Genomic DNA, 23,262 nt, shown 5'->3' with positions numbered 1-23,262 from the left:
GCGGCCGTTTTTTACCGATCGGAACGGGGGACACACCGTGTCGAACGTCCCAGCGGAAGCGGAACGGTTGCTCGAGAGCGAGCCGTTGATGGCCCACCTCGGTACCTGTACCGAGGGACGACCGCACGTCGCCCCGGTCTGGTATCGGTACGAGGACGGCATCGTCGAGATCGTGACGACGGGCCGAAAGCTGGCTAACATCCGCTCGAATCCTCGCGTTGCCCTCTCGGTTCAGGCCGATGACGGAGGCAAGACCGAGTGGATGGTAACGCTGCTCGGGACGGCGACGATCGTCGAGGACGAGTCGGAGACGACCGCAGCTCGCCGACGGATCAACGAGAAGTACGGCGCGGAGCCGGGGGCGTACGCCGAGAACACGCTGGTCCGAATCGAGGTCGGATCGACGACCTCCCGAACCTACTGACGTCGAGGGTGACGGGCCGCTCTCGATCGGGCGGGTCGTTTCGGCCCGCGCTGCTCAGCGTTCGCCGATCGCTTCGGGAAGTTCCCCGAACCCGCCCCCGTCGTACCGGTACGCGGCCCAGCCTGCGTTTCTCGCCCCCTCGATGTCGGCGTCGCTGTCGCCGATCATCGCGTACCGGTCGGCCGGCAGCCGTTCCTCGAGCTCCCGATACGGCGCGAGAGCGGGCTTGTGTGCCGATACGTCGTAGGAGGCGACGATCGCGTCGACGTACGGCTCGAGATCGTGCGCTCGCAACTTCTCGAGTTGCCAGTCGCGAACGCCGTCGGTGAGGACGCCGAGTTCGAACGACTCGGCCAGCCGCTCGAGATCGGCGTGGACGTTCGCTGGCGGGGCGAGCGACTCGAGTTCCCGCTCGAGGAGGGCTGCCGCGTACGGTTCGGGATCGGAACAGCCGTCGATTCGGTCGAACGCCCGCCGGACGGGAGCGGGTTCGAACGCGTCAAAACCCGCGAAGAACGCGTCGTCGTACGCCGCGAGCCAGCCGTCCGGGGCGTCGCCTCGAACGTCCGCGATCGCGTCGGCCAGGACATCGCGGTACGCCCGCTCGAGTCGAAGCAACGTCCCATCCAGATCGAAGACGAGCGCGTCCATTGACGGCGATTCGTATTCGGGATGCAAAAGAATACGGGACGGCCGGTCACTCACGACCGGGCGACGGCTCGCGAAGTCCCGGATGCGTCCGCCGGGCGCGAACGCGTCGCATTCGCGCCCGCAGATCCGGCTTGCTTCCGGGGGCCTCGAGATCGGGGTCGACCTCCTCGTCCTCGAGTTCCGCGAGCGCTTTCGGGAACCGACGCAGGTCCTTGTGGATCGCGAGTCCGGCGGCGGCCCCATCGCCGATCGCGATCGTGGTCTGGTTCTGGCCGTGAGTCACGTCGCCGGCGGCGTAGACGCCGTCGACGCTCGTATTCCCGTCGTCGTCGACGGCGATCGCGCCGTCGTCGGTGCGTTCACAGCCGAGTGCCGCAGCGAGGTCGGCGTTGTACGCCGTCCCGTACATGGCGAAGCCGCCGATGTAGTCCCGTTCGGTCCCGTCCCCGAACGAGAGGCCGCCGAGCCACGGCTGTTCGTCCGCGTCGGTCCGTTCGCCTTCGTACGCGGAGACGACCGCCGTCTCGATCCGATCGACCGGGTGGGCTCGTAACTGGGCGTCGGTTTCGTCGTCCCACTCGGGCTCGCGGGCGTCCAGCAGGAGGTCGACGTCGTCGGTGAAGTTGAGCATCGTCATCGCGACGTGGGCTGCGCTTTCGGTGTGGCCGAGCACGAAGACGGGAGCGTCCCCGAGCGTGTACGCATCACAGTGCAGACAGTAGTGGAGGCCGCGACCCGTAAACCGCTCGAGCTCCGGCACGTCCGGGCTCCGATCGCGGAATCCGGTCGCGAAGACGACCCGTTCGGCTTCGACGGCCCCGTGGGCGGCCTCGAGTCGGAATCGGGGGTCGTCGGTCCCGTCGCGGTCGTCGACCCGTCCGACGGACTCGACCGCGTCGGGGAAGAAGTCGCCGCCGTAGTGTTCGAACTGATCGACGGCGTGAGCCGCCAGCTGCTGGCCGGAGACGGTCTCCGAGACCCCGAGCAGGTTGTGGACGTGGGTGACCGCCGCGTGCCGACCGCCTTCCTTCTCGAAGACCGCCGTTCGGTGGCCGAGTCTGGTCGTGTACAGCGCCGTCGTCATGCCGGCGGGGCCGCCGCCGACGACCGCGACCTCGTACGCGAGTGGATCGGGCATAGTCGTGGGAGGACGCCAAGCGGGTTGAGGTTGGGCCGTGCATATGCGGCCGTCCCGGCCCACTGCCGGAGCCGTTTGAACTCCCCACCAACACCGTGTCCCGCGTCATCTGGCGTGATCGTCCCGCCGCTTCCGGACGAGGGCACTCGAGGTGGCGGCGGACCGCTTCCCGGCGAGACGCCCAACGTTCAATGCGGGGCCATTCGAACGTCGACCGTGGCTCGAGAATACGTTGACATCCTCCTCCGGCTGAAGGCGGAGGAATCCCGAGTCAAGCGAATCGAAGATTCGCTCAGCGTTGGGATATTAGGGTTTGCAGTCTCCCCGTTCTCTCGGTGTGAACCGTCCGCTCTCGCGGTCGAACAGCAAGACTCCAGGCTGTGCCACCCAGCCGTTACTCATATCCCCGGTCGGGGGACTCTGAGTTATCTTTCTGCGAATGTTCACCGCACCGTTCACGTCCGCGTTCATCGACGTCTCACACGACGAACAGACGTATAGACCACGCTCCACGCGGTTCCCATCTCGAATCTGCCCGCAACACGAACACGTCTTCGAGGTGTTCTCTTCGTCCACGCGGTCAACGAGAATTCCGTGTTCCTCGGCCTTGTATTCGAGCAGACGGGCGAATCGGTCGAACTCCCATCCGTGGAGTTTCTTGTTCCCCGACACACCCCAGTTACGCGAGTCGCCGTTCTCGTCTTCGCGAATGTCGCTGAGATCGCCAACTGCGATCTCTCCTATGCCTTCTTCGACACACCGCTCGACGATGTGTTTCGAGAGCGTATGGAGAAAGTGGTCTTTGCGCCGGGAGAGTTTTCGGCGAGCCTTGAGCGCACGCTTCGACGGGCCGTTCTCGCCTTCGGTCTGGTACTCCTCGCGAGTGAAGTAGTGCTTGTCCTCTTTCAGCACGTTCCCCGGATACAGCTCCGAGGGGCCGTCCTCGTAGTCGATGGCAAGGTAGTTGCTGATACCGAGGTCGATACCAGCAGTGTTGTCGCCGGGTGCATCCTCGACAGGAATCTCTTTCTTGCAGACGAGGTGGAGTTCCCAGCGGTCGTCGTTCCAGACGGCACGCACTTGCTGGATGTTCTCGACTTCTACGTCAGGGCGGGTTTCGTACTCCGCGAGGATGAAGTCCGATCGTCCATCTTTCAGGTTCCAACCTTTCGAGAGCCGAACACGGTTGTGCTTAGCATCATGCTTGATGCCTTTCTGTTTCCACGTCACGGTGGAGCGTGGGTGTCGATCGCTACGTTTCCGATAGCCCGGTGGGTTATTGCCGTCGTCGGAGTTGTACCAGCCGGTGAACGCCTCAGCAAGCTCTTCGAGAACTCGCTGTGCTCAATGAGCAAAGCTCATTGGCATCACGAGACGGCTTCGCCGTCTCGAACGAACTTGACTGAGAATGCAGGTCACTGTAGCGTTCGTGGTCTTTCAGCTCCGATTTCAGCTCGGATTCGTCGGGTATCTCGCCGTCTTCATCCCACCGTTGTTGGATGTAGTAGCGGCCGACGTTCCACAGTTTGGATGCGGAGAACCCGCACTGGTCAAGGTCGTCACGAACCTGTGAGTGGTTCGTGATGCGTGCGACGTAGGTGCGGGTCGTCTTCAACATCCGTACTGCCTTCATAACCAATTACGAGTGCTACTTTATTAAAGACGATGGGTGTCGTAGAATATCCATCCGATCGTTCGAGCATGGTGAGTCCCCCAGTTGTCGGCTTCATCCCACGACTAAAGCCGTGGGCTTTCGCGCTGTTCCCGCTGTAATCTCTATAACGGCGACGTACCGGTCGTTCGAACCGCAAACGACGACGGCGAGTACGAGGCGTACCTCGTCGAGAAACTCCGGGAGGAAGTCGAGGAGTACGCCACGGATCGAACCCCCGAGGAGTTGGCCGATATCCTCGAGGTCGTTCACGCGATACGGGCGTTCGAGGGCCTCTCCGAGGCGGAACTCGAGGACCGTCGATCACGGAAGGCCGACGAACGGGGCGGGTTCGGCGACCGGCTCGTCCTCGAGCGCGTCGAAACCGAGGCCTGACGCGGCCCACGAGCAGTTCCGACCCCGTTAGTCGGCGTTCTCGACTCGTTCTCGCGCGGCTGCGACCACCAGCGGGAGCGTGATCGTCGCGTCGCCGTAGACCGAGACGTTCTCGGCGTCCTTCTCGAGTTTGCCCCACGAGCGGGCTTCGTCGAGGGTCGCGCCGGAGAGGCCGCCGGTCTGTTTGGGGTCCATCGTGAGTTGAACGGCGTAATCGTACGCGCCGGGCGTGACGAGCATCGTCTGGAGCGTGAAGTTCTTGGGGACGCCGCCGCCGACGACGAACGCGCCAGCTTCCTCGGCGTCGAAGGCGATGTCTGTCAGCGGCGTCATGTCCGCCAGCGCATCGAGGGAGAACGGCGAGGTCTGGGAGTACATCCAGGCCTGCAGGCCGAGCACCGAATCCTGGACGGCCGGACAGTAGATCGGCACGTCCGACTCGGAGGCCGCGGCGGCGATGCCGGGGTCCTCGTCGACGTCGTCGCGCTCGTTGACCGCCGCGTTGGCCCGCCCGAGCTCCTCGGTGAGCCGCTGGATCGAAACCGACCCGTCCGTTTCGGATTCGGCTTCGAGCACCGGAAAGACCTCCTCGCGGAGGTGCGACTCGAAGGTCGCGAAGTACTCCTGCGGGAGGTAGACGTTGTAGATCCGGTCGACGCCCTCGTCGCGCAGCGTTTCGTCGTGTTCGCGTTCGGTTTTCCCCTCGGCGTGGACCTCGCCGTGGTGGTGTTTGCCGCCGATGGCCTCGATGGCGTCGTGGGTGAGGTTCGCCCCCGTCGTGACAAGAACGTCGATGTAGCCGTCCCGGATCAGGTCAACGACGAGTTGTCGCATCCCAGCCGGCACCATCGCACCTGCCAGACTGAAGAAGACGGTCACGTCGTCGTCGAACATCGCTTCGGCGACGCCGACGGCCTCGTGGAGATCGGCCGCGCCGACGCCGGCGTGTCCGTATTCGTCGGCGAGTTCGCCGACGGTCATGCCGGCACGGGCTTCGGCGTGGCCGACGGGATCGTGCGAGAACGCCTCCCTGTCGGGGTCGTGGTGACCGTGTTCCGTCCCGCCGTTACCGTCGCTCTCGGTGTCGTCCTCGTCGCTCATATCCTCGTCTCCGGGTGCCAGCGGTTTGAACGTCGCGATTCGGTCCGTCTCGAGGATCCCACAGCGACCGACGCCCGACCGACGGTTCCGTCTTGTTACGCCCCTACGCCCGGACCCGATGCCAGTATTCCACGGTCCGGTACAGCAGATAGCAGACGGCGTTGAGCAGTCCCGTCAGCGCAACGAGGGTCCCGAGTGCTGGCTCGACCGCCCCGAGGATGCGTCCACGAGGGACGTGGATAACGGGCGAGGCGGTGGAACCGTCGATTCGGAAGACACGAGCGATCTTTTCGGTGGTCCCGCGATGTCGACTACAGCCCGGTCGGAACTTCGAGGTAGGTCGTCTCGAGACCCCACTCCTCGACCAGCTCCTGCAGCGCCCGGACGCCGAACGTTTCGGTCGCGTAGTGGCCAGCGAGGAAGACGTTGATGCCCGCTTCCCGGGCCTCGTGGTAGACTTTCTGTTTCCCCTCGCCGGTTACGAGGGCATCGGCCTCGGCCGCGACGGCTTCGTCGAGCCAGTCGGTGCCGCTGCCGGTAACGATAGCGACATCTTCGATCTCGTCGGGACCGAACTCGAGCAGCTGGACCGGCTGGCCGCCGGTCTCGAGGTCGCGCTCGAGACGCTCGCGGAGTTGCGCGGTCGTGAACGGCTCGGCAGCGGTGCCGCGCTGGCCGACGTGTTCGGGGCCGAGTTCGCCGAACGGTGCCCGGTCCTCGAGTTCGAGGACGTCGGCGACGCCGGCGGCGTTGCCCAGTTCCTGGTGGCCGTCCAGCGGGAGGTGCGAGACGTACAGCGCGAGGTCGTTCTCGATTAGGGGAGCGATCCGGTCGTAGGTACGGCCCGTCACGCGGTCGAAGCCGCCCCACGAGATGCCGTGGTGGGTGACCAGCACGTCCGCGCCGGCGTCGATCGCCGCCTCGAACGTCTCCCGGACGCCGTCGACGGCGAAGGCGACGCGCTCGATTTCGCCGTCGTCGGAGCCGACCTGCAATCCGTTCGCACTGGCGTCGAGATCGGCGTAGTCGTCGGTGCGCAACCGCTCGTCGAGGCGATCGACGAATTCCGTGCGATCCATACGCGTCCGTTTCGTCGCCGGGGGCTTGTATCCGGCTGGTTTCTTGCCGACAGCCGGGCGATCGAACGACGGGTCGGTGAAAGGCCGATTTAAGAGCTCGCTCCGCGAAGCGCCGCGTATGTCACGACGGACGGTCTCGCACGAGGACGGAGCGATCTACGAGTTTACGCCCGATCTCGAGGGGATCGCGACGGTCGAGCCGGGAACGGAACTGACGATCGAGACGAGGGACAGCCTCGACGGGGCGGTACAGGCGGAGACGGACGTGCTCGAATCGGTCCCCGAGGAGGTCAATGCCGCGACGGGACCGATCGAGATCGACGGAGCCGACCCCGGCGACGTCTTGCGCGTCGAGATAGCGGAAATCCGGATCGCAGAGCCACAGGGGCGCGTGATCACGACCGACGGCTTCGGATTGCTGGACGGCCACGACGGGATCGAAGCGCCGCGGACGCGACTGACGCCCGTCGATGGCGACGCGGGAACGATCGCGTTCGGCGATCTCGAGGTGCCGATCGAGCCCGTCATCGGGACGATCGGGGTCGCACCCGACTCCGAGTCGTACACGACGCTCGTCCCACACGACCACGGCGGGAACCTCGACACGACGGATATGACGGCGGGCAACGTCGCGTACTTCCCGGTCTTCCGTGAGGGAGCGATGCTCGCGATGGGCGATTGCAAGGCCGCCATGGCCGACGGCGAGATGTGCGGGACTGGCTCGGAGATCGCCACCGAAATCGACGTCACCGTCGACGTGATCGAGACGCCCGAACTCGCCCTCCAGCGGCCGCTCGTGGAGACGCCCGACGCCTGGAAAACGATCGCGAGTGCGGAGACGCTCGAGGCCGCGTGTGAACTCGCGAACGGCGACGCCATCGACCTGCTCGCGGCCGAACACGGGTTCGACCGAACCGAGGCCTACATGGTCTCGAGCCTCGTCGGCGGCCTCGAGATCAGTCAGGTGGTCGATCCGCTGGTGACGGTGCGCAACGCCGTGCCGAAGGCGTACCTCTCGTCGCCGTTCTGAGCGGCTCCCGACCGAGTGGCGAGTCGGTAGGCCGTTCCCGTTACGCGTCGGCGTGTGAGAACACGAACTCCCGGACCAGTTTGCCCGCAAGCGCCGCGGTTTGTCCGTCGTCGCGGTCGTTGACCTCGACCACGTCGAACCCGCTTGCGTGGGGGCCGACCTCGCGAACGACGTCGCGCAGTTCACGGGGCTCGAGGCCGAACGGTTCCATCGTGCCCGTTCCCGGCGCGTACGCGGGATCGGCGGCGTCGATGTCGACGCTCAGATAGACGTCCCGGTCCGCCAACCGCTCGTCGAACGACCACTCGGCGACGGCCTCGGGCGGCACGACCGTCACGTCGCTTTCGCTCGCCCGCTCCCACTCGGCTTCGCTTCCCGTTCGCGCGCCGAGGACGACGAGTTCGTCGACCGAGTCGACGTCCTCGAGGACGCGCCGCATCACGCAGGCGTGGTTGCGCGGATTCCCGTCGTACTCGTCGCGGAGATCGAGGTGGGCGTCCAGCGAGACGACCACCTCGGGCTCGACGGCCCGGACCCCCGCCAGCGAGACGGTGTGTTCGCCGCCGAGCAACAGGGGGACGGCGTCGTCCCAGACGACATCGCGAAGCGTCCCTGCGAGGAACTCGAGGTACTCCGTGGCGTCGTCCCACGCGCGGACGTCGCCGTGGTCGGCGACGCCGAGCTCGGAAAAGTATCGGTTCGTTCGACGATCATAGTCGTCGAACGGTTCTGCAAACGTCCGTATCCGCTGGGGACCGAATCTGGTCCCCGGCTGAAAGGTCGTCGAGGCGTCCAGGGGCGCACCGACGACCACGAAGTTCGCGCCTCCACGGTCGGACTCCCGCCCTCGCGCGTCGGTCCCCTCGCGTTCGTCAGTCGCCCCGGGAAACATCAGACGATCTTTCGCTGGTCTTCCATCTCGAGGTACTCGATGTTCTCGTCGGGGGAAACGTCAGCGTCGTCGGGGATGCGCATCGTGATGGTCTCGTAGGTCTCCAGATCCATGACCTGCATGTCGTCGCCGTCGACGGAGACGACCTGCCCCTGTTTGCGCTCGATGATCGGGACCCAGATCTTCGCGTCGACCGGCTGGGAGAGCGATCGCTTCTTGCCGTCGAAGACGCCCTCGGCCTCGATGCGGGCCTTGGCGCTGCCGTGTTTCCCCGGCTTGGCCGTCGAGTACGAGTTGATCTTACATGCCGCGTCGTCGATCATTACGTAGCTCCCTTCCTGGAGGTCGCGAACTTCGGTCTGTTGTTTCGCCATGTCGCGGCGTAATCAACCGACGGCCATAAACCGTTTGGAATGCTCGCTGCAGCGAGTTCAGTCCGGCAACGGATCGCTCACGACTCGAGTACCGCTTCGATCCGTTCGAGCCCCGCCTCGAGTTCCGGGGTCGGCAGCCCGAACCCGATCCGGAACCGGTCGGGGTGATCGAAGAACTCGCCGGGCGCGAGGACGACGCTCGCTTCCTCGACGACCGTTCGACAGAATGCGCGACCGTTCTCGAACTCGTCCGGGATCGTCACGAACCCGTTGACGCCGACCGGGTCGTACCACTCGAGGCCGTGGCGTTCGAGGAACGCCTGTGTGCGATCGTGGTTCCGCGAGACGAGGTCGCGGTTCTCAGCGATGATCTCCGCTTCGGTATCGTCCTCGAGAGCCTGTTTCGCGACGTGCTGACCGAAGGTGCCCGGCGAGATCGTCGTGTAGTCCTTCCAGCGACAGGCCGCGTCGACGACCGCCCGATCGCCGGCCAGCCAGCCAAAGCGCAGTCCGGCGAGACCGTAGGCCTTCGAGAGGCTCGCCGTCGAGAGGCCGTGTGGCCCCATGCTCGCGACCGGCGGGATCGGGTCTTCGGCCAGCAGGCGGTAGACTTCGTCACATAGCAGGTACGCGTCGTTGTCCGCGGCAAGGTCGTACAGCGCCTCGATGCGCTCGAGCGGGTGGTATCGTCCGGTGGGGTTGTTCGGGTTGTTCACCACGAGTAGCCGGGTGTCGGACCGGATCGCGTCGGCGACGGCGTCGATGTCGAGTTCCCAGTTCGGCGGCTCGAGCGGCACACGCGTCACCTCGCCGACGGCTTCGGGGACGGCGTGGAGCGCCTGATAGGTCGGCGTGACGACGACGGCGTGTGCGGTCCCGGACGACGAGCGGGCGGTCCGCTGGCCGTCGAGCGGATGCGCCCCGCCGAGGACGGCGAGAACCGCGAGGAAGTTCGCCTCCTGTGTGCCGCAGGTACAGACCACCTCATCGGCGTCGCGGTCGTACCGGTCCGCGACGGCCGCCCGAACCTCGGGGTCGCCGTCGGTCGGAATCACGTACCCCAGCTCGCCGGGATCGGTATCGAACCGCCCGGAACCGAGGCTCCGGACGCCGCTCTCGGCGAGCATGATCTCCGCCCCGTGTTCGTACTCGGCGAACCACCGCTCGAGACCGAAGGGTTCGATCTGCATAGTCTCCGGTTGGAGCGATCGGCATATGCACGTTCGGGTCCGCGGTCGCCGACTCCCCGAGCGGACCGAACGGTTTACCCTCTGAGGGCCTCGACGGGGCGATCGTTCGCCGCCTTCCACGCCGGGTACAGGCCGCTCAGTACGCTCGCGACGACGGCGAATCCGAACCCGTACACCAGGTATTTGGCGCTGTGCCACTTGAAGACCAGCGTCGCGTCGCCGACGAGCAGGTCAAATAGCGCGAGTCCGACCAGCAGCGAACCGGCTGCACCGATTACGCCGCCGACCACGCCGATGAGCGCCGCCTCGGTGAGGATCATGCGGAGGACTTCGCCGCGACGGATCCCGACCGCGCGAAGGACGCCGATTTCGCCGCGGCGCTCGATCGTACTCATGAGCATGACGTTGAGGATGGCCACGCTCGCGACGATCAGCGATATGGAGCCGATCCCGAGCAACGCGAGGTTGAGCGTGGACATGAACTCGCTGACTCGCTCTTGGGCATCCGCGTTGCTGCGGACGCGTACCTCCTCGTCGTCGCCGTCGTTGAACCGCTCCTCGATCGCGTCGGCGGTCCGCTGGGCGTGCTTGCCGTCGTCGGCGATGACCGTCACCGTATCGTAGTGTTGCCGGTCGGAGAACGCCGACGGCGGAACCACGAGGCTCCCACGGACGGAGTATCCGCGCTCGGACTCGATGAGCCCCTTGATGCGGTAGAGCGACCCGTCGAACTTGACGGGATCACCGATCTCGAGACCGAGCTTGGTGGCCGTGCTGGCACTGATCAACGCGCCGGACCGGAGCCGGTCGGGAGCCTCGCCCTCGGAGACGTCGTACAGTGTGCTCGCCTGTGTCACGCCGGTTACGCCGACGGTTACCTCCCGGCCGTTTCTCGCCGACAGCGTCGTGAAGTTCGATCGCTGTGGAACGACCTCGGCACCGCTGGAGAGGCGGCGGATCTCGTCGATCTGATTGGTGGTGACGCCGTCGGTGGGACTGTCCTCGCCGGACGAGACCGTCACCTGGGTCGTGAGGCTCTCGAGGTCCGCCGTCGCTTGGTGGTGGATCGCCGCGCCGGCGATTCCGAGCGACGCGATCGCTATCACGCCGATGACGATCCCGAGCGTCGCCAATCCCGTCCGGACCCGGCTCCGGCCGAGGTTGCGCCAGGCCATCAGGGCGCTCGGGAACCGCCGCAGGATGCCCCTGCGTCCCATCACTGCATCACCCCGTCGACGATCCGGACGACGCGATCGGCGTACTCGACCATCTGCTCGTCGTGGGTCACCGAGACGATCGCGACGTCCTCCGCTTCTTTGAGCCGAGTGAGTTCGTCGAGGATCGTCCGTCCCGTCTCCTGGTCGAGATTCCCGGTCGGCTCGTCCGCGAGAACGATATCCGGTTCGTTGATCAACGCCCGCGCGATGGCGACGCGCTGGCACTGTCCGCCCGACAGCTGGTCGGGTGTGTGCTCGAGTCGGTCGCCGAGTCCGACCCGGTGAAGCAACTCGATCGCGCGCTCGCGGCGATCGGTCGACGGCTCCCACATTGACGGGAGTTCGACGTTCTCGATCGCGGTGAGCATCGGCAGCAGGTGAAAGTCCTGAAACACGAAACCGATCACCGATCGGCGTTCCTCCGTGAGTTGGTCCGCCGTGAAGTCGGTCACGTCCCGGCCGTCGAGTCGAACCGTCCCCTGCGTCGGCGTATCGAGCAATCCGATCATGTTGAGCATGGTGCTCTTGCCGGACCCCGAGGGACCGATCACCGTGACCATCTCACCCCGGTCGGCGTGGAAATCGACGCCTTTCAGCGCCTCGACCGTCTCGGTACCGCTCTCGTACCGCTTGACCACGGTGTCCAGTTCGATGACGCTCATTCGCGGTTCCAGGCGTAGTAGAGGCCGCCGACAACGACGACGAGGACGCCGATCAGCACCCAGCTAACTCCGCCGAAGAATCCGGAGGACTCCCCTCCCGGAGCGTCGGGTGCCTGCCCCTCGACGCTTGCGACGGACGCGCCCGCAGCATTGACGTCGATCCGTTGTGTCGTCGTAATCCGGTCGCCGTCGACGATGTACGCGATTTCGACGGGTACCGACGACGTCCCGTTCTCGAGTGCCGCCGTGAGTTCGAAGGTCGCGAACTCGCTGGCGTCGACCGGTCCGATGAAGTACTCGCCCGACGGCGAGACCGGCCTCACGCCGTCGCCGTTCTGGACGCTGACGATCACGGATTCGGTATCGGTGCTCCCGATGTTCGCGGCGTCGCCACTGATCGTTACGTCCGTGCCGGTCACGGTCGCTTCGATGCCGGTTAGTCTGATCTCCCCCTCGACCGGCTCGTCCACGGTTTCGGTGGTAACGGTCTCGTGCGCGTCGCCCGCAGCCGTGTAGGTTGCGGTGAACGTGACCGCTTTTCCGGACAGCGCTTCGGTATCGAACCGAACGGTACGGCTAGACTCGGGTTCGAGGTCGTGCATCGGGTGTCGAGCGACGACGTCACCGTCGACGGCCGCAGCCACCTCGACGTCGGAGACGTTCACGTTGCCGTAGTTGGTGAGTTCGACCTCGGTGACGTCGGATCGATTGGCCGGCGACTGGACCGAGAGGTCCGTTTTGACGGTCGGATCGGCGACGTCGATCGAGACGGGATACTCGTAGGTCTGGCGGTCCCCGGACTCGTCTTCGATGACGGCCCGAACGGTCAGCGTTTTTTCGCCCGGGCTATCGAACGTCGCCGACAGCGGCACCGTGATCGAACCGCCCGGACCGACGGAGCCGACGTTTTGCAGTCGGCCGTGCGATTGTGCGCTTCCGGACGCCCGAACGTAGATGTCCGCTACCTCGATCGTTTCGCTGCTGCTCTCGAGGTTCGAGATTTTGGTTTCGAGAGTGACACGGTCCCCGGTCGTCGGATCGTCCGGTGTCACCGAAACCGACGAAATCTGGACGTTCGTCCCGGATCCGTCGGTCGCAACGACCGGCGTTCCGACACTGGCCAGAAACAGGACGCCAACGACGAACGAAACGCCCAACCATGAACGGCTCACGTACTGATCCCCCCGCGAGTACGACGGCTCGAACGTACGGCTCTCATCGTGTAATTCTACGGATGCTATCGCACCGACATTAATCTTTCTCGTCGGCGAGCATTCCTCAGCGAGCACGAGCGGCGGCGATCGGTTGCGCTCGAACTACCGAAAGCCGACCCGGGTTGCCGACGGCTCGAGCGGACTTGCCGGCAGCTCGCTTTCGACGCCGGGATCGTTGTACGCGCGTGGAGCCACGTCGTTCGGCGAATCGGGATAGTACAGGGACGCGAGGGTCTGGATCTGGTCGCGGCCGACGCCGAGTTCGAACTGGCCGCCGCCGTAACACCGGATCCCGCGGTCGGTACAGTGGCCGAGCGTCTCGAACAGCGACTCGAGCGAGCCGAACCGCGAGGGTTTGACGTTGAGCCAGTCGGGCTCCCAGGGCAGCGCCTCCACGTCCTCGAGTCCGTGGATCGGCGCGTCCCACGAGACGCGCGACCGGACGGCGGAGTCCTCGAACAGCGGGCGCGTTTCGTCAGTCAGCGCGGGGTCCTCGACGACGGCGCTCGGAAACGCATCGAGCACCAGTTCGTACAGCTCCGGATCGGCGGGCACGTCGACCTCCGTCCCCTCGTATCGGCCCTTGAGATCCAGAATGCGGACTGCGTCCGTTCCGACGGTCCCGACGACGTTTTCGACGAGGGTCGCGTCCCACGCCGGCGTCGGATCGAGTTTGAATTCCAGCTCCGGTACCCGTTCGCGAAGCCGCTCGAGCCGCTCGACGGTCGGCGGCTCGCCGAGGCGGGTGCTGGCGACGAACCGGACCGGCTCGTCGGACCGCTCGAGGACACTCGCGAGGTCGGTCTCGGCTTGCCGGAGCGCGAGATCGAGCGCCGCGCTCTCGAGGCCCCACCGCCGGTAGTTCCGAAACTCCTCGCGGTCGGGCGGACTGCCGGGAAAGAGATCGATTTCGTCCAGCCGATCGGCAAACGAGTCGACGGTGTACTCGCCAGTCAGGTCCGGCAGACCCGCCTCGGCCAGCCGGTCGTGGGCGTCGGTCTCGTAGGTAACGTCCTCGCCGCGCCCGGTAGCCGTTCCGTCGCCGTCCGGTCCCGTAAGCGAAATCGCCGTCGTGACGCGGGTAAACTCGCTCGAGGTCTCGCGCTCCAGTCGCGTGCTCTCGAGGCCGTCGATCGTCAGCGGCAGGTCGGCGATCCGGTCGTAGTCCATACCGGATCCACGAGGACCAGCGGAAAGAGGGTTGCCGGCGGCCGGGAACGAACGGGTCCGTTCACTCCTCGCCGCGGCGCTTTCGGAGGTTCTGTCGCGTGAACTGCGGTTTCGCCCTGATCGCGTGTGGCTTGCGGAACGACCGGTAAAGCTGGATCGTCACGACGACCGAGAAGACGGCGGCGACGATCGATGCCTCGGGTGCCTCGAGCGCGTACAGCACGCCCATCGAGAACAGCGACATCGTCAGGAGCATGCCGTAGACGAGCCGCTTTGCGAGGGTTTCGAAAACGTCCTCGGAGTCCTCGACGCCGATGCGGACGTAGAGATCGTCCCGATCGAGTCGGTCGAGGGCCCGTTCGGCCTTCGGCGCGAGTCGCGTCAGCGACTCCCCGGTTTCCCGGAGTTGCTGGCCCGTCTCCTCGAGATAGCGCCGGACCGACTCCTCGCGGTAGCCCTGCTCGGTCAGGTAGGCCGTCGCGGTCGAGATGAAATCGAAGTCCGGATCGAGGGTGACACAGACCCCCTCGACGACGGTCGCGACCCGAAGCACCAGCGCGAGGTTCTTGGGCAGCCGAAACGGGAACGCGTAGATCGAGTCCTCGATCTGTCCGACGATCTGATTGACCCGGTACTGTTCGACGTCCTCGCCGCGGGCGTCCTGGATGGCGATCTCCATCACCTCCGCCATCACCCCGCGGTCGGCGTCGGGCGAGAGAGTCCCGATCTCGATCAGGGCGTCGAGAATGCCGTCGATGTCCTGATTGGCGACGGCCACGTAGAAGTCGACGATCTTCTCCTGAACGAACGGATCGACCCGGCCCGACATCCCGAAGTCGTAGAAGACGATCCGTCCGTCGTCGGTCACCGCGAGGTTTCCCGGATGGGGGTCGGCGTGAAAGACCCCGTCGTCGATGATCATCTGTAGGTACGACCGCTGGAGGTTCTCCGCGACTTGTGTCCGGTCGATTCCCTTTCGCTCGAGCGTTTCGACGTCGTTGATCTTCGTTCCCTCGACGTACTCCATGGTGAGCACCCGCGGGCCGGAGTGGCTCTCGACGACCGCGGGGATGAGAAACCGGTCGTCGGCCGCGAAGTTCGCGCGGATCTCCGTCAACATCTCGGCTTCGCGCTCGTAATCCATCTCCTCGCGGATCGTCTTGGAGAACTCGTCGGCGAGGTTTTCAAGCGAGAACGCGCGGGATTCGTCGACGAAGTACAGCAGGATCGGCAACGACCAGTGGATGACCCGCAGGTCGGCCGCGACCAGTTCCTCGATGTTCGGTCGCCGGACCTTCACCGCGACCTCCTGTGTCGTGTCGTCCCGTTCGATCCGCGCCCGGTACACCTGCCCGAGGCTCGCCCCGCTTATCGCGTCGGTATCGAACGATGCGAAGCGCTCGTCGACGGGACCCAGCTCGTCCTCGAGCACCCGTTTCGCCTCGCCCCACTCGGCCGGCGGTACGTCGTCTTGCAGCGCCGAGAGGACGTCGATGTACGCCGGCGGTAATACGTCGGGTCGGGTCGACAGCAGTTGGCCGAGTTTGATGAAGGTCGGTCCGAGCGTCAACAGCGACTCGAGTAACACCTCGGCGCGATGACGGTGCGTGTCGGCATCGACCGTTCTGGGGCTGCCGAACAGGAAGAACCGACGCCGGTCACGAGCGTACGCCAGCAACAGCGGGAGGAACTGCCACGCGACGAGGACGAACCGCTTGTACGCGCGGAGAAACGCCAGCCTCGGTCACCTCGGTTCCGCGTCCTCGTCCGTCCCCTCGGTTTTCGTCCCGTCTTGCGTCCGGGATCGATCGTCACTGCCCTCTTCGTGGTCGACGACGTCGATCGTCGTCTCCTCGGCGGTCGATTTGGGGATCGTCAACTCGAGTACGCCCCGTTCGACGGCTGCCTCCGCTTTGTCCCCGCTGGCGTCGGCCGGGAGCGGAAGCTCGAGGTCGAAAAACAGCGACCTGTTTTCCTCGAGATAGCGGTAGTCGTCGGGGAGGGACTTCTCTCGCTGGGCCTCGATGGAGAGTCGGCCGTCCTCGACGGAGAGATCGACCGACTCGGCGGTGATACCCGGCAGGTCGATCACGAGCAGGTATGCCCCCTCGTTCTCGAGGAGATCGAAGAAGACGTCCTCGGAGAGATCCCGCAACGCATCGCGGAGCGCTGACATGGCTACAGGTTCGAACGCCGATACGAAAAAGCCCGCGGTAGCGGTGGATACGTGGGCGGCCGGCGACCGTGTCTCGCCCGGCCGTTTCGGGCAGCGAACAGCAACCGACCGTCTCGCGAGTGCGAACCGGGGACTCCCGGCTTACGAGATGAACCTCGGTCCGTGCTGATCGGGTCGTCGAGTCCCTACGCTTTTAGCGTCCGGCGATCCGAGTCCGGGTATGGAAGGTGCCGACCGCGAGCGCACGGAGGCCGGGTTCAAGGAACGCACGCCGGTCGACGAGGCGCGCCGGATCCTCAGGGAGGCCGTCGGGCGACGTGGCGACGACGACTGGACGACGGGAACGGAAACCGTCGACGTCGAGCGGGCGGACGGCCGCGTGCTGGCGGCACCCGTCGAGTCCGCTCGAGACGTCCCCCACTACCGCCGGGCGGCGATGGACGGCTACGCCGTCCGGGCCGCGGACACGTTCGGGGCGAGCGAGCGATCGCCGGCAGTCCTCCGGATCGCCGACGGGACCGGCGACGACGCCACCGTCACCCCCGGGACGGCAGCCCGCGTTCACACCGGGAGCGCCCTCCCCGATGGAGCAACCGCCGTCGTGATGATCGAACACGTCACCGAACTCGAGTCGGCGGGGGAACTCGAGATCGCAGACGCCGTGGCCGAAGGCGAGAACGTCGCGCCGATCGGCGAGGACATCGAGGCGGGACAGTGCCTCTACGACGCGGGCCATCGGCTTCGGCCGTCCGATCTCGGGCTCTTGCGATCCGCGGGGTACGGGCGCGTCGAGGTCGCCCAGCGCCCGACGGTCGGGGTGATCCCCACCGGCGAGGAACTCGTCGAGGGCGATCCCGGGCCGGGCGAGGTCGTCGAGACGAACGGGCTCACCGTCTCGCGGCTGGTCGACCGCTGGGGTGGCCGGGCGACCTATCGGGACGTCGTCACCGACGATCCGGAATCGCTCCGGGTCGCCATCCAGCGCGACCTGACGAAGGACGCGGTCGTCACGACCGGCGGCTCCTCGGTCGGCGAACGTGACCACCTGCCGGAAGTCATCGACGACCTCGGGGAGGTGCTCGTCCACGGCGTCGGCCTCAAACCCGGCCACCCCGTCTGTCTCGGCGTCGTCGAGGGGACGCCGGTCCTCGCACTCCCCGGCTACCCGGTCGCCTGCATCGTCAACGCCGTCCAGTTCCTCCGGCCGACCCTGCGGTGGCTCGAGGGGACGACGCCCGACCCGCACCCGACCGTCCGTGCCGAACTCGAGCGCAAGGTCGCCAGCGAACCGGGCACCCGGACGTTCGTCCGGGTCCAACTCGAACCGCGGGACGGGACCACGGTCGAGTCCGACGAGCCGCGGTATACCGCCACGCCGACCAGAGCGAGCGGCTCCGGCGTGCTCTCGAGCGTTGCGCTCGCCGACGGCTGGGTGGTCGTCGACGACGACCGCGAGGGGATTCCGGCCGGCGAGACCGTTCCCGTCGAAAACTGGGAGCTTACCCCGTAACTACCGGATCGCCCGTCGGACCGCGTCCGCGAGCGCGTTCGAGCGAACGACGTGTTCGTAGGTGCCGTCCCGAACTCCGTTGGTCACGTACGAGAAGCCGACGGTATCGTCGGGATCGGCCCAGCCGACGCTGCTCCCGAGGCCGGCGTGGCCGAACACGCGCGGCGGCGACAGCGAGCCGTACGGGTCCGCCTTCGTGCCGCCCTTCCAGAACCCGAGTGCGAACCGCGCCGGCCGGGAGAGCGTCCCGTCGGCGTCGGTCGCCGCCTCGAGCGCCGTCGCCTCGTCGACGATCGACTCGGAGAGGACGCGGGTCCCCTCGAACTCGCCGTCGTTGGCCAGACAGGCGTAGAACCGTGCCATATCGCGGGCTGTGCCGATGCCGCTGGAAGCGGGGATGACCGCCCGATGGTACGCCTCCTCGTTGAACAGGGCCGCGAGTTCGACGTGGTCCGCCCCGAGCCCTTCACCGGGGTCCCGACACCGGTCGAACGTCTCGAAGCCGACGAGCGTCGCCACGTCGTCCCGTTCGTCGGCCCGGAGACCGATGCCGGTGTTCGTCATTCCCAGCGGTTCGAACACCCGATCGGCCGCGACCTCCTCGATCGGGGACCCCGAAACCCGCCTGACGAGTTCGCCGACCAGCCAGCCGAAGGTCAGCGCGTGATAGGCCGGTCGCTCGCCGGGATCGAAGACGAGGTCCATCGCTTCGACGTGCTCGACGGCGGTCTCCCAGTCGGTCCACGCTTCGGGCCGGTCGTTGATCTCGCCGTACGGGAGACCGGCGGTATGGGAGAGTACTTGTCGCACCGTCACCTCGGCTTTCGTCGTTCCCGAGTCGGCGAACTCGGGCCAGTGGTCGACGATCCGATCGTCGTAGGCGAGGTCGCCCTCGTCGACGAGGGCGTGTAACGCGACGGCCGCGTACGGTTTCGTACAGGAAAACAGCACGTGGCGCGTTTCCGGCGTCGTCGTCTCGCCGTCGGGTCCGGTGACCCCGCCCGCCAGATCCAGCACGCACTCCTCGTCGGCGTAGACGGCCAGTTGTGCGCCGTGGTGGACGCCGAGTTCGAGGTGGCGGTCGAACAGATCGGCGATGCGCTCGCGATCGGTCGCCGTGAGACGCGGCATACCTCCGTCGTCTCCGGGCGGACGGTTAACGGTTGGCGTCTGCGAACACGCCACACTATCGTCGGATCGACCGACGTTTTTGACCCCGGGCTCCGAAGGACCGGTATGAACCGCAAGGAGTTTCGCGACCTCGCGTCCCCCGAGGCGGCTCACGAGGCGATCGACTCGCTGTCGATCGAGGGCGGCGTCGAACGCGTACCCCTCGAGAACGCCCGCGACCGGGTGCTCGTGGCGCGGCTGGACGCCGAACTCGACGTCCCGGGATTCGACCGGGCGAGCCTCGACGGCTACGCCCTCCGGGCCGCGGACACGTTCGGTGCCGACGAGGCCGATCCCGCCCGACTCGAGGTGGTCGGCGAGGTCCACGCCGGCGAGAACCCCGCCGTCGAACTCGAGGGGGGTCAGGCCGTCGAGATTTCGACCGGCGCGGTGATGCCGTCGGGCGCGGACGCGATGGTGCCCGTCGAGCGGACGGAGCGGGATGGGGCCGACGTGGTGGTCCGTACCGCGGTCGCGCCCGGCGATAACGTCATGTTCGCCGGTGCGGATGTCGCTGCGGGCGAACGCGCGCTCGGTCCCGGGACCCGGATCACCCCGCGGGATATCGGACTCTTGTCCGCGCTGGGGATCGACGAGGTGCCGGTCCGGAAACGCCCCCGCGTCGGCATCGTCTCGACGGGAGACGAACTCGTCCGGCCGAGCGAGGACCTCGAAAGCGACCGCGGCGAGATCTACGACGTCAACAGCTACACCATCGCCGCGGGCGTCGAAGACGCGGGCGGGGAACCCGTCCTTTACCCACACGCGGGCGACGAGCAAGACGAGATGGAACGGCTCCTCCGGCAGGCCGCCGACGAATGCGATCTCGTCCTCTCGTCCGGTTCGACGAGCGCGAGCGCGGTCGACGTCATCTACCGCGTCATCGAAGCGCAAGGCGAGTTGCTCCTCCATGGCGTCCGCATCAAACCCGGCAAGCCGATGCTCGTCGGGCAACTGGACGGATCCGCGTACGTCGGTCTGCCGGGGTACCCCGTCTCCGCGATGATGGTCTTTCGGACGTTCGTCGCGCCGGCGATCCGGGACGCGGCCGGCGTGCCCGAACCCGAGACGGCGACGATCGACGGGACGATGGCCGTCCGGGAGCGCTACGCGGAGGGGCGGCATCGCCTGCTGCCCGTTGGACTTGTCGAGGACGCCGACGGCGAGTCGCTCGTCTACCCCGTCGACAAGGGCAGCGGCGCGACGACCAGCCTCGCCGAAGCCGACGGCGTCGTCGAGGTCGACCCCGAAACCGACTACCTCGAGGCGGGTGAATCCGTCACGGTCACCCTGTTTTCGCCGTCCGTCCGGCCGCCGACCCTGCTCGGCGTCGGCGAGGATGACCCGACCCTGAACCGACTGCTCGACGGCCTCGAGAACCCCCGCTATCTCGCCGTCGGGTCCCGGCCCGGGCTGCGGCGGCTCCGCAATGGCGTCCCGGACGTAGCGGTCGTCGCGGGGCCGACCGAGCGATCCGTCGAGGCGACCGCGCTCGGCGGTTGGGAGCGCGAGTGGGGGCTGATCGTCCGGCCCGGTAACCCCGACGAGATCGAGGGGCTCGCCGACCTCGTCGATCGCGAGCTTCGGTTCGTCAACCGGACGACCGACTCCGGCCTGCGTTCGAGCCTCGAGGCCGTCCTCGCGGACCTCGCGGCCGATCGCGAGGTCGACCGGGCCGACCTGCGCGCGTCGATCGACGGCTTCGATCTCGGACTGCGTGCCCACGAGAGCCCTCCTCGGAAGGTCATCGCGGGCGACGCCGACGCCGCCCTCGGCCTTCGCGACACCGCCACCCGACTCGATCTGGAGTTCGTTCCGATCGGCACGCAGTCGGTCCGGGTGCTCGCAAACCCCGACCGAACGGACAAACCCGGCGTCCGCGACCTCGAGCGAGCGCTCGAGGGGAGCTGAAACCGGTCGCCGATCGAGACAGTCACCGTCCGCTGAACAGCGATTTTTAGGCCGTGCTGGTGTACAAATCCTGATGTCGACCATAGCGGAGCTCCGGCTTCCGGCCACCGAAACGACCCTGGCGACGACGTTCGAGTACGTACCCGACGCGACCGTCGAACTCGAGTCGTCCGTATCGAAGACGCGTCCCTGTCTCTGGGTATCCGGAGTCGACTGCGAGCGAGTCGAAACGGCCTTCGAAGCGGACCCGTCCGTGGCGGAGTACGAACTGCTCGTCGAAACCGGCCCCCGACAGCTGTTCGACGTTACGTTCGCCGACGACGCGGGAACGGATCGACTCTGTGACCGATTGCTCGCCGACGGCGGATCGCTGCTCGAGATGTGGGGCACCGACGGCTGGTGGCAGGCCAGAGTGCGGTTTCGTGACCGCCAGACGCTTACCGAGGCCTACGATCGCCTCGCCGACTCCGGACTCAACGTCGATCTCCGTCGCGTGACCGACGTTACCCAGCCCGCGGGATGCGAGACGCGACTGACCCCCGAGCAACAGGAGGCCCTCGAAGCCGCCCTCGAGTACGGCTACTTCGAGATTCCCCGGAATATCTCGATGGAGGAGTTAGCCGACGAACTCGGCATCTCCCATCAGGCCCTCTCCGAGCGGTTTCGGCGAGCCTACGAAACGCTGGTCGACGACGAACTGCAACCGGCGAACGAACGCGCCCGATCGCAGTAACGCCTCGCCGCCACGGAGGCCGGACCGCGGTCGACCCGTCGATCGCCCTCGCGACCGTTCGGTGGTTATCGGAGACCGTCGAGTTCGTCGAACGTCCGGACGCGGTAGTCGCCGAGGACACACCGCCCGCGCCGGTCGTGGCCGACCCGTTCGACATGGATCGCGTCGAGTCCGGCGTTCCAGGCCGCGCCGACGTCGTTAGCGCCGTCACCCGCCAGCACGCCTCTGTGGCCGTTGTTTCCGACGCCGAGGTCGGCCATCACGGACTGAACCGGTTCGGGATCGGGCTTCCAGCCGGTTTCCTCGGTACAACAGAGCCGTGCATCGAACCAGTCGCGGATCCCGACGTGGTCGAGGACGGGTTCACAGAGGAACTCCTGGCAGTGGGTGACCAGCCCGACCGGTTTCTCGAGGTCGGCGACGAACGCGGCGTCCTCGTGGAGGTACGTCTGTTCGGCCCTGACGAGCGGATCCTCCTCGGCGTGGAACGCCTCCCAGAACTCGCCGGGCTCGAGCCCCCACTCCCGGAGCTGACGGTCTCGAGATCCCGTCAGTCCGTTCCAGAGGATGTCGGCCTCCCGGTCGGAGAACTCGTAACCGAGCCGGTCGCCGACCCGATCGAACACCTCGCGGGTGTACGACCACTCCACGTCGACGAGCGTGCCATCGAGATCGAGCAACCAAAAGTCGTACTCGGAGACCATCGGGACACAACGCTACGGGAGTCGTGAATAAATGGGTATCGACCGATGACAACGAGACGCTCACTCGTCGGTCTCGAGGACGCGGATGCTCGAGCCGAGGTACTTCGAGAGCACCTCGTCGACGTCGTCGGCCTTGAACGCCGCGAGATCGTCGGCGATCGCGTCCTTCAGCGACGCGAAGTAGGTCCCGTCGACCTGCAGTTCGCGGAACGAAACCGATTCGACGGGTTCGTCGAGCCACTCCTCGGCGAGGCGACGGGCATGGGCCTCGTCGCCGATCTCGCCGCGCCAGAGGGTATCCCGGAAGAACAGCCAGCCCTCCGTCCCCGGTTCCGGTGCCTCGCGAAAGAGGGTGACGCTCGTCTCGGCCGTCGACGGCTCGAGGAAAACCGCGTTCGTCGCGGGCTCGAGGCGGACCCGGACCTGGAAGACGTACCGGCCGTCCATCGCGAGGTTACGCGTTTCGCTCGGATTCGATCAGTTCCGCCATCTCGACGTCGTCGTCCGTGATCCCGCCCGCCTCGTGGGATGTCAGACGGATTTCGACCTCCTTGTACCGGATAACGATCTCCGGGTGGTGGAACTGCGATTCGGCGATTTCGCCGACCATCTGGGCGAAGTTGACGCCCCGAAGGTAGTCGTCGAACTCGTAGGTCCGAACGATCTCGTCGCCCTCGCGGGTCCACTCGGCTGGGAGTTGGGCCTCGATTTCGTCGTCGGAAAGTAGATCGGCCATGTGCTGTCGAACGAAGGCCAATCAAATAATGATTGTGCCACGTCCACACCGGATACAACCGGACGGTTCGTGGGCCGAGCCGCCGATAACAGCCGCCACGGTCGTGGATCGCTCGACGGCCCGCGTTAGCGCC

Annotated in this window: 22 protein-coding genes and 2 pseudogenes; 6 read left to right on the top strand and 18 right to left on the bottom strand. The window is 66.4% G+C overall.

The features are described from left to right. The first annotated feature begins 37 nt into the window (after positions 1 to 37). Positions 38 to 424 carry a pyridoxamine 5'-phosphate oxidase family protein gene (locus TX80_RS04425; RefSeq protein WP_049922202.1) on the top strand — a complete coding sequence of 129 codons (387 nt, stop codon included), beginning with the start codon at positions 38 to 40 and terminating at the stop codon, positions 422 to 424. 54 nt (positions 425 to 478) lie between these two features. On the opposite strand, the gene TX80_RS04420 is transcribed toward TX80_RS04425, so the two are convergent. The 3 genes and pseudogenes from TX80_RS04420 to TX80_RS04410 form a co-directional block, all read right to left on the bottom strand. After that, a complete protein-coding gene (locus TX80_RS04420) occupies positions 479 to 1,075 on the bottom strand; it encodes an HAD family hydrolase (protein ID WP_049921717.1) in 597 nt (198 codons plus the stop codon). 46 nt (positions 1,076 to 1,121) lie between these two features. Then, the gene (locus tag TX80_RS04415; protein WP_049921716.1) at positions 1,122 to 2,213 is read right to left on the bottom strand and encodes an NAD(P)/FAD-dependent oxidoreductase; all 1,092 of its coding nucleotides are present in this window, start codon (positions 2,211 to 2,213) and stop codon (positions 1,122 to 1,124) included. Positions 2,214 to 2,519: 306 nt separating this feature from the next. After that, positions 2,520 to 3,831: pseudogene (locus TX80_RS04410) on the bottom strand (RNA-guided endonuclease InsQ/TnpB family protein). 127 nt (positions 3,832 to 3,958) lie between these two features. Between TX80_RS04410 and TX80_RS04405 the strand changes: the two are divergent. Beyond that, a pseudogene (locus tag TX80_RS04405) lies at positions 3,959 to 4,260 on the top strand (nucleoside triphosphate pyrophosphohydrolase). 27 nt (positions 4,261 to 4,287) lie between these two features. Here the strand turns inward: TX80_RS04405 and TX80_RS04400 are convergent. Both TX80_RS04400 and TX80_RS04395 read right to left on the bottom strand, forming a co-directional pair. After that, complete coding sequence (locus tag TX80_RS04400) at positions 4,288 to 5,361, bottom strand: deoxyhypusine synthase (RefSeq protein WP_049921715.1); 1,074 nt, start codon at positions 5,359 to 5,361, stop codon at positions 4,288 to 4,290. A 311-nt stretch (positions 5,362 to 5,672) separates the two neighbouring features. After that, positions 5,673 to 6,440 carry a Nif3-like dinuclear metal center hexameric protein gene (locus TX80_RS04395; protein WP_049921713.1) on the bottom strand — a complete coding sequence of 256 codons (768 nt, stop codon included), beginning with the start codon at positions 6,438 to 6,440 and terminating at the stop codon, positions 5,673 to 5,675. Between the two features lie 118 nt (positions 6,441 to 6,558). Here TX80_RS04395 and TX80_RS04390 point away from each other — a divergent pair, with 118 nt between their 5' ends. Then, positions 6,559 to 7,470 (top strand): acetamidase/formamidase family protein, encoded by a 912-nt coding sequence (locus TX80_RS04390; RefSeq protein ID WP_049921711.1) that lies wholly within the window; start codon positions 6,559 to 6,561, stop codon positions 7,468 to 7,470. 40 nt (positions 7,471 to 7,510) lie between these two features. Here TX80_RS04390 and speB read toward each other — a convergent pair whose 3' ends face one another. From speB to TX80_RS04345, 9 genes are all read right to left on the bottom strand, one after another. Further along, positions 7,511 to 8,362, bottom strand: a complete 852-nt coding sequence (gene speB, locus TX80_RS04385; protein ID WP_049921709.1) for an agmatinase — start codon at positions 8,360 to 8,362, stop codon at positions 7,511 to 7,513. Continuing rightward, positions 8,362 to 8,736 carry a translation initiation factor IF-5A gene (locus TX80_RS04380; RefSeq protein ID WP_049921706.1) on the bottom strand — a complete coding sequence of 125 codons (375 nt, stop codon included), beginning with the start codon at positions 8,734 to 8,736 and terminating at the stop codon, positions 8,362 to 8,364. The genes speB and TX80_RS04380 overlap by 1 nt, the downstream gene beginning before the upstream one ends. Positions 8,737 to 8,813: 77 nt before the next feature. Continuing rightward, complete coding sequence (locus TX80_RS04375; RefSeq protein ID WP_049921703.1) at positions 8,814 to 9,926, bottom strand: aminotransferase class I/II-fold pyridoxal phosphate-dependent enzyme; 1,113 nt, start codon at positions 9,924 to 9,926, stop codon at positions 8,814 to 8,816. A gap of 74 nt (positions 9,927 to 10,000) precedes the next feature. Further along, a complete protein-coding gene (locus TX80_RS04370) occupies positions 10,001 to 11,143 on the bottom strand; it encodes an ABC transporter permease (RefSeq protein ID WP_049921701.1) in 1,143 nt (380 codons plus the stop codon). Further along, a complete protein-coding gene (locus tag TX80_RS04365) occupies positions 11,143 to 11,805 on the bottom strand; it encodes an ABC transporter ATP-binding protein (protein ID WP_049921699.1) in 663 nt (220 codons plus the stop codon). Before TX80_RS04365 ends, TX80_RS04370 begins: the two co-directional genes overlap by 1 nt. Next, on the bottom strand, positions 11,802 to 12,977 hold the full coding sequence (locus TX80_RS04360) for a hypothetical protein (protein ID WP_230198665.1): 1,176 nt from the start codon (positions 12,975 to 12,977) through the stop codon (positions 11,802 to 11,804). Before TX80_RS04360 ends, TX80_RS04365 begins: the two co-directional genes overlap by 4 nt. Before the next feature lie 144 nt (positions 12,978 to 13,121). Continuing rightward, a complete protein-coding gene (locus TX80_RS04355; protein WP_049921697.1) occupies positions 13,122 to 14,189 on the bottom strand; it encodes an enolase in 1,068 nt (355 codons plus the stop codon). A gap of 61 nt (positions 14,190 to 14,250) precedes the next feature. Then, entirely contained in the window at positions 14,251 to 15,867 is a 1,617-nt protein-coding gene (locus TX80_RS04350) for an ABC1 kinase family protein (RefSeq protein WP_049921696.1), read from the bottom strand. 66 nt (positions 15,868 to 15,933) lie between these two features. After that, the gene (locus TX80_RS04345; protein WP_081661434.1) at positions 15,934 to 16,365 is read right to left on the bottom strand and encodes an Hsp20/alpha crystallin family protein; all 432 of its coding nucleotides are present in this window, start codon (positions 16,363 to 16,365) and stop codon (positions 15,934 to 15,936) included. A gap of 220 nt (positions 16,366 to 16,585) precedes the next feature. Here TX80_RS04345 and TX80_RS04340 point away from each other — a divergent pair, with 220 nt between their 5' ends. Then, complete coding sequence (locus TX80_RS04340; protein WP_049921695.1) at positions 16,586 to 17,875, top strand: molybdopterin molybdotransferase MoeA; 1,290 nt, start codon at positions 16,586 to 16,588, stop codon at positions 17,873 to 17,875. Here the strand turns inward: TX80_RS04340 and TX80_RS04335 are convergent, their stop codons facing one another. Beyond that, entirely contained in the window at positions 17,876 to 19,006 is a 1,131-nt protein-coding gene (locus tag TX80_RS04335; protein ID WP_049921693.1) for a serine hydrolase domain-containing protein, read from the bottom strand. A gap of 105 nt (positions 19,007 to 19,111) precedes the next feature. Here TX80_RS04335 and TX80_RS04330 point away from each other — a divergent pair, with 105 nt between their 5' ends. Together TX80_RS04330 and TX80_RS04325 are read left to right on the top strand one after the other, a co-directional pair. Beyond that, on the top strand, positions 19,112 to 20,956 hold the full coding sequence (locus TX80_RS04330) for a molybdopterin biosynthesis protein (RefSeq protein ID WP_049921692.1): 1,845 nt from the start codon (positions 19,112 to 19,114) through the stop codon (positions 20,954 to 20,956). A gap of 73 nt (positions 20,957 to 21,029) precedes the next feature. Then, on the top strand, positions 21,030 to 21,689 hold the full coding sequence (locus TX80_RS04325) for a helix-turn-helix domain-containing protein (RefSeq protein ID WP_049921691.1): 660 nt from the start codon (positions 21,030 to 21,032) through the stop codon (positions 21,687 to 21,689). 65 nt (positions 21,690 to 21,754) lie between these two features. On the opposite strand, the gene TX80_RS04320 is transcribed toward TX80_RS04325, so the two are convergent. The 3 genes from TX80_RS04320 to TX80_RS04310 are packed head-to-tail and all read right to left on the bottom strand — an operon-like array spanning position 21,755 to position 23,129. Then, a complete protein-coding gene (locus tag TX80_RS04320; RefSeq protein ID WP_049921690.1) occupies positions 21,755 to 22,393 on the bottom strand; it encodes an HAD family hydrolase in 639 nt (212 codons plus the stop codon). A gap of 60 nt (positions 22,394 to 22,453) precedes the next feature. Continuing rightward, the gene (lwrS, locus tag TX80_RS04315; RefSeq protein WP_049921689.1) at positions 22,454 to 22,840 is read right to left on the bottom strand and encodes an LWR-salt protein; all 387 of its coding nucleotides are present in this window, start codon (positions 22,838 to 22,840) and stop codon (positions 22,454 to 22,456) included. Between the two features lie 7 nt (positions 22,841 to 22,847). Then, positions 22,848 to 23,129, bottom strand: coding sequence for a 4a-hydroxytetrahydrobiopterin dehydratase (locus TX80_RS04310; RefSeq protein ID WP_049921688.1), 282 nt, complete (start codon positions 23,127 to 23,129; stop codon positions 22,848 to 22,850). Between the last annotated feature and the right edge of the window lie 133 nt (positions 23,130 to 23,262).

It is taken from the genome of Halopiger djelfimassiliensis (genome assembly GCF_000455365.1).
GTDB lineage: Archaea > Halobacteriota > Halobacteria > Halobacteriales > Natrialbaceae > Halopiger_B > Halopiger_B djelfimassiliensis.
The sequence above is the reverse complement of the archived record's forward strand: the minus strand, read 5'-3'. Positions and strand labels throughout refer to the sequence as shown.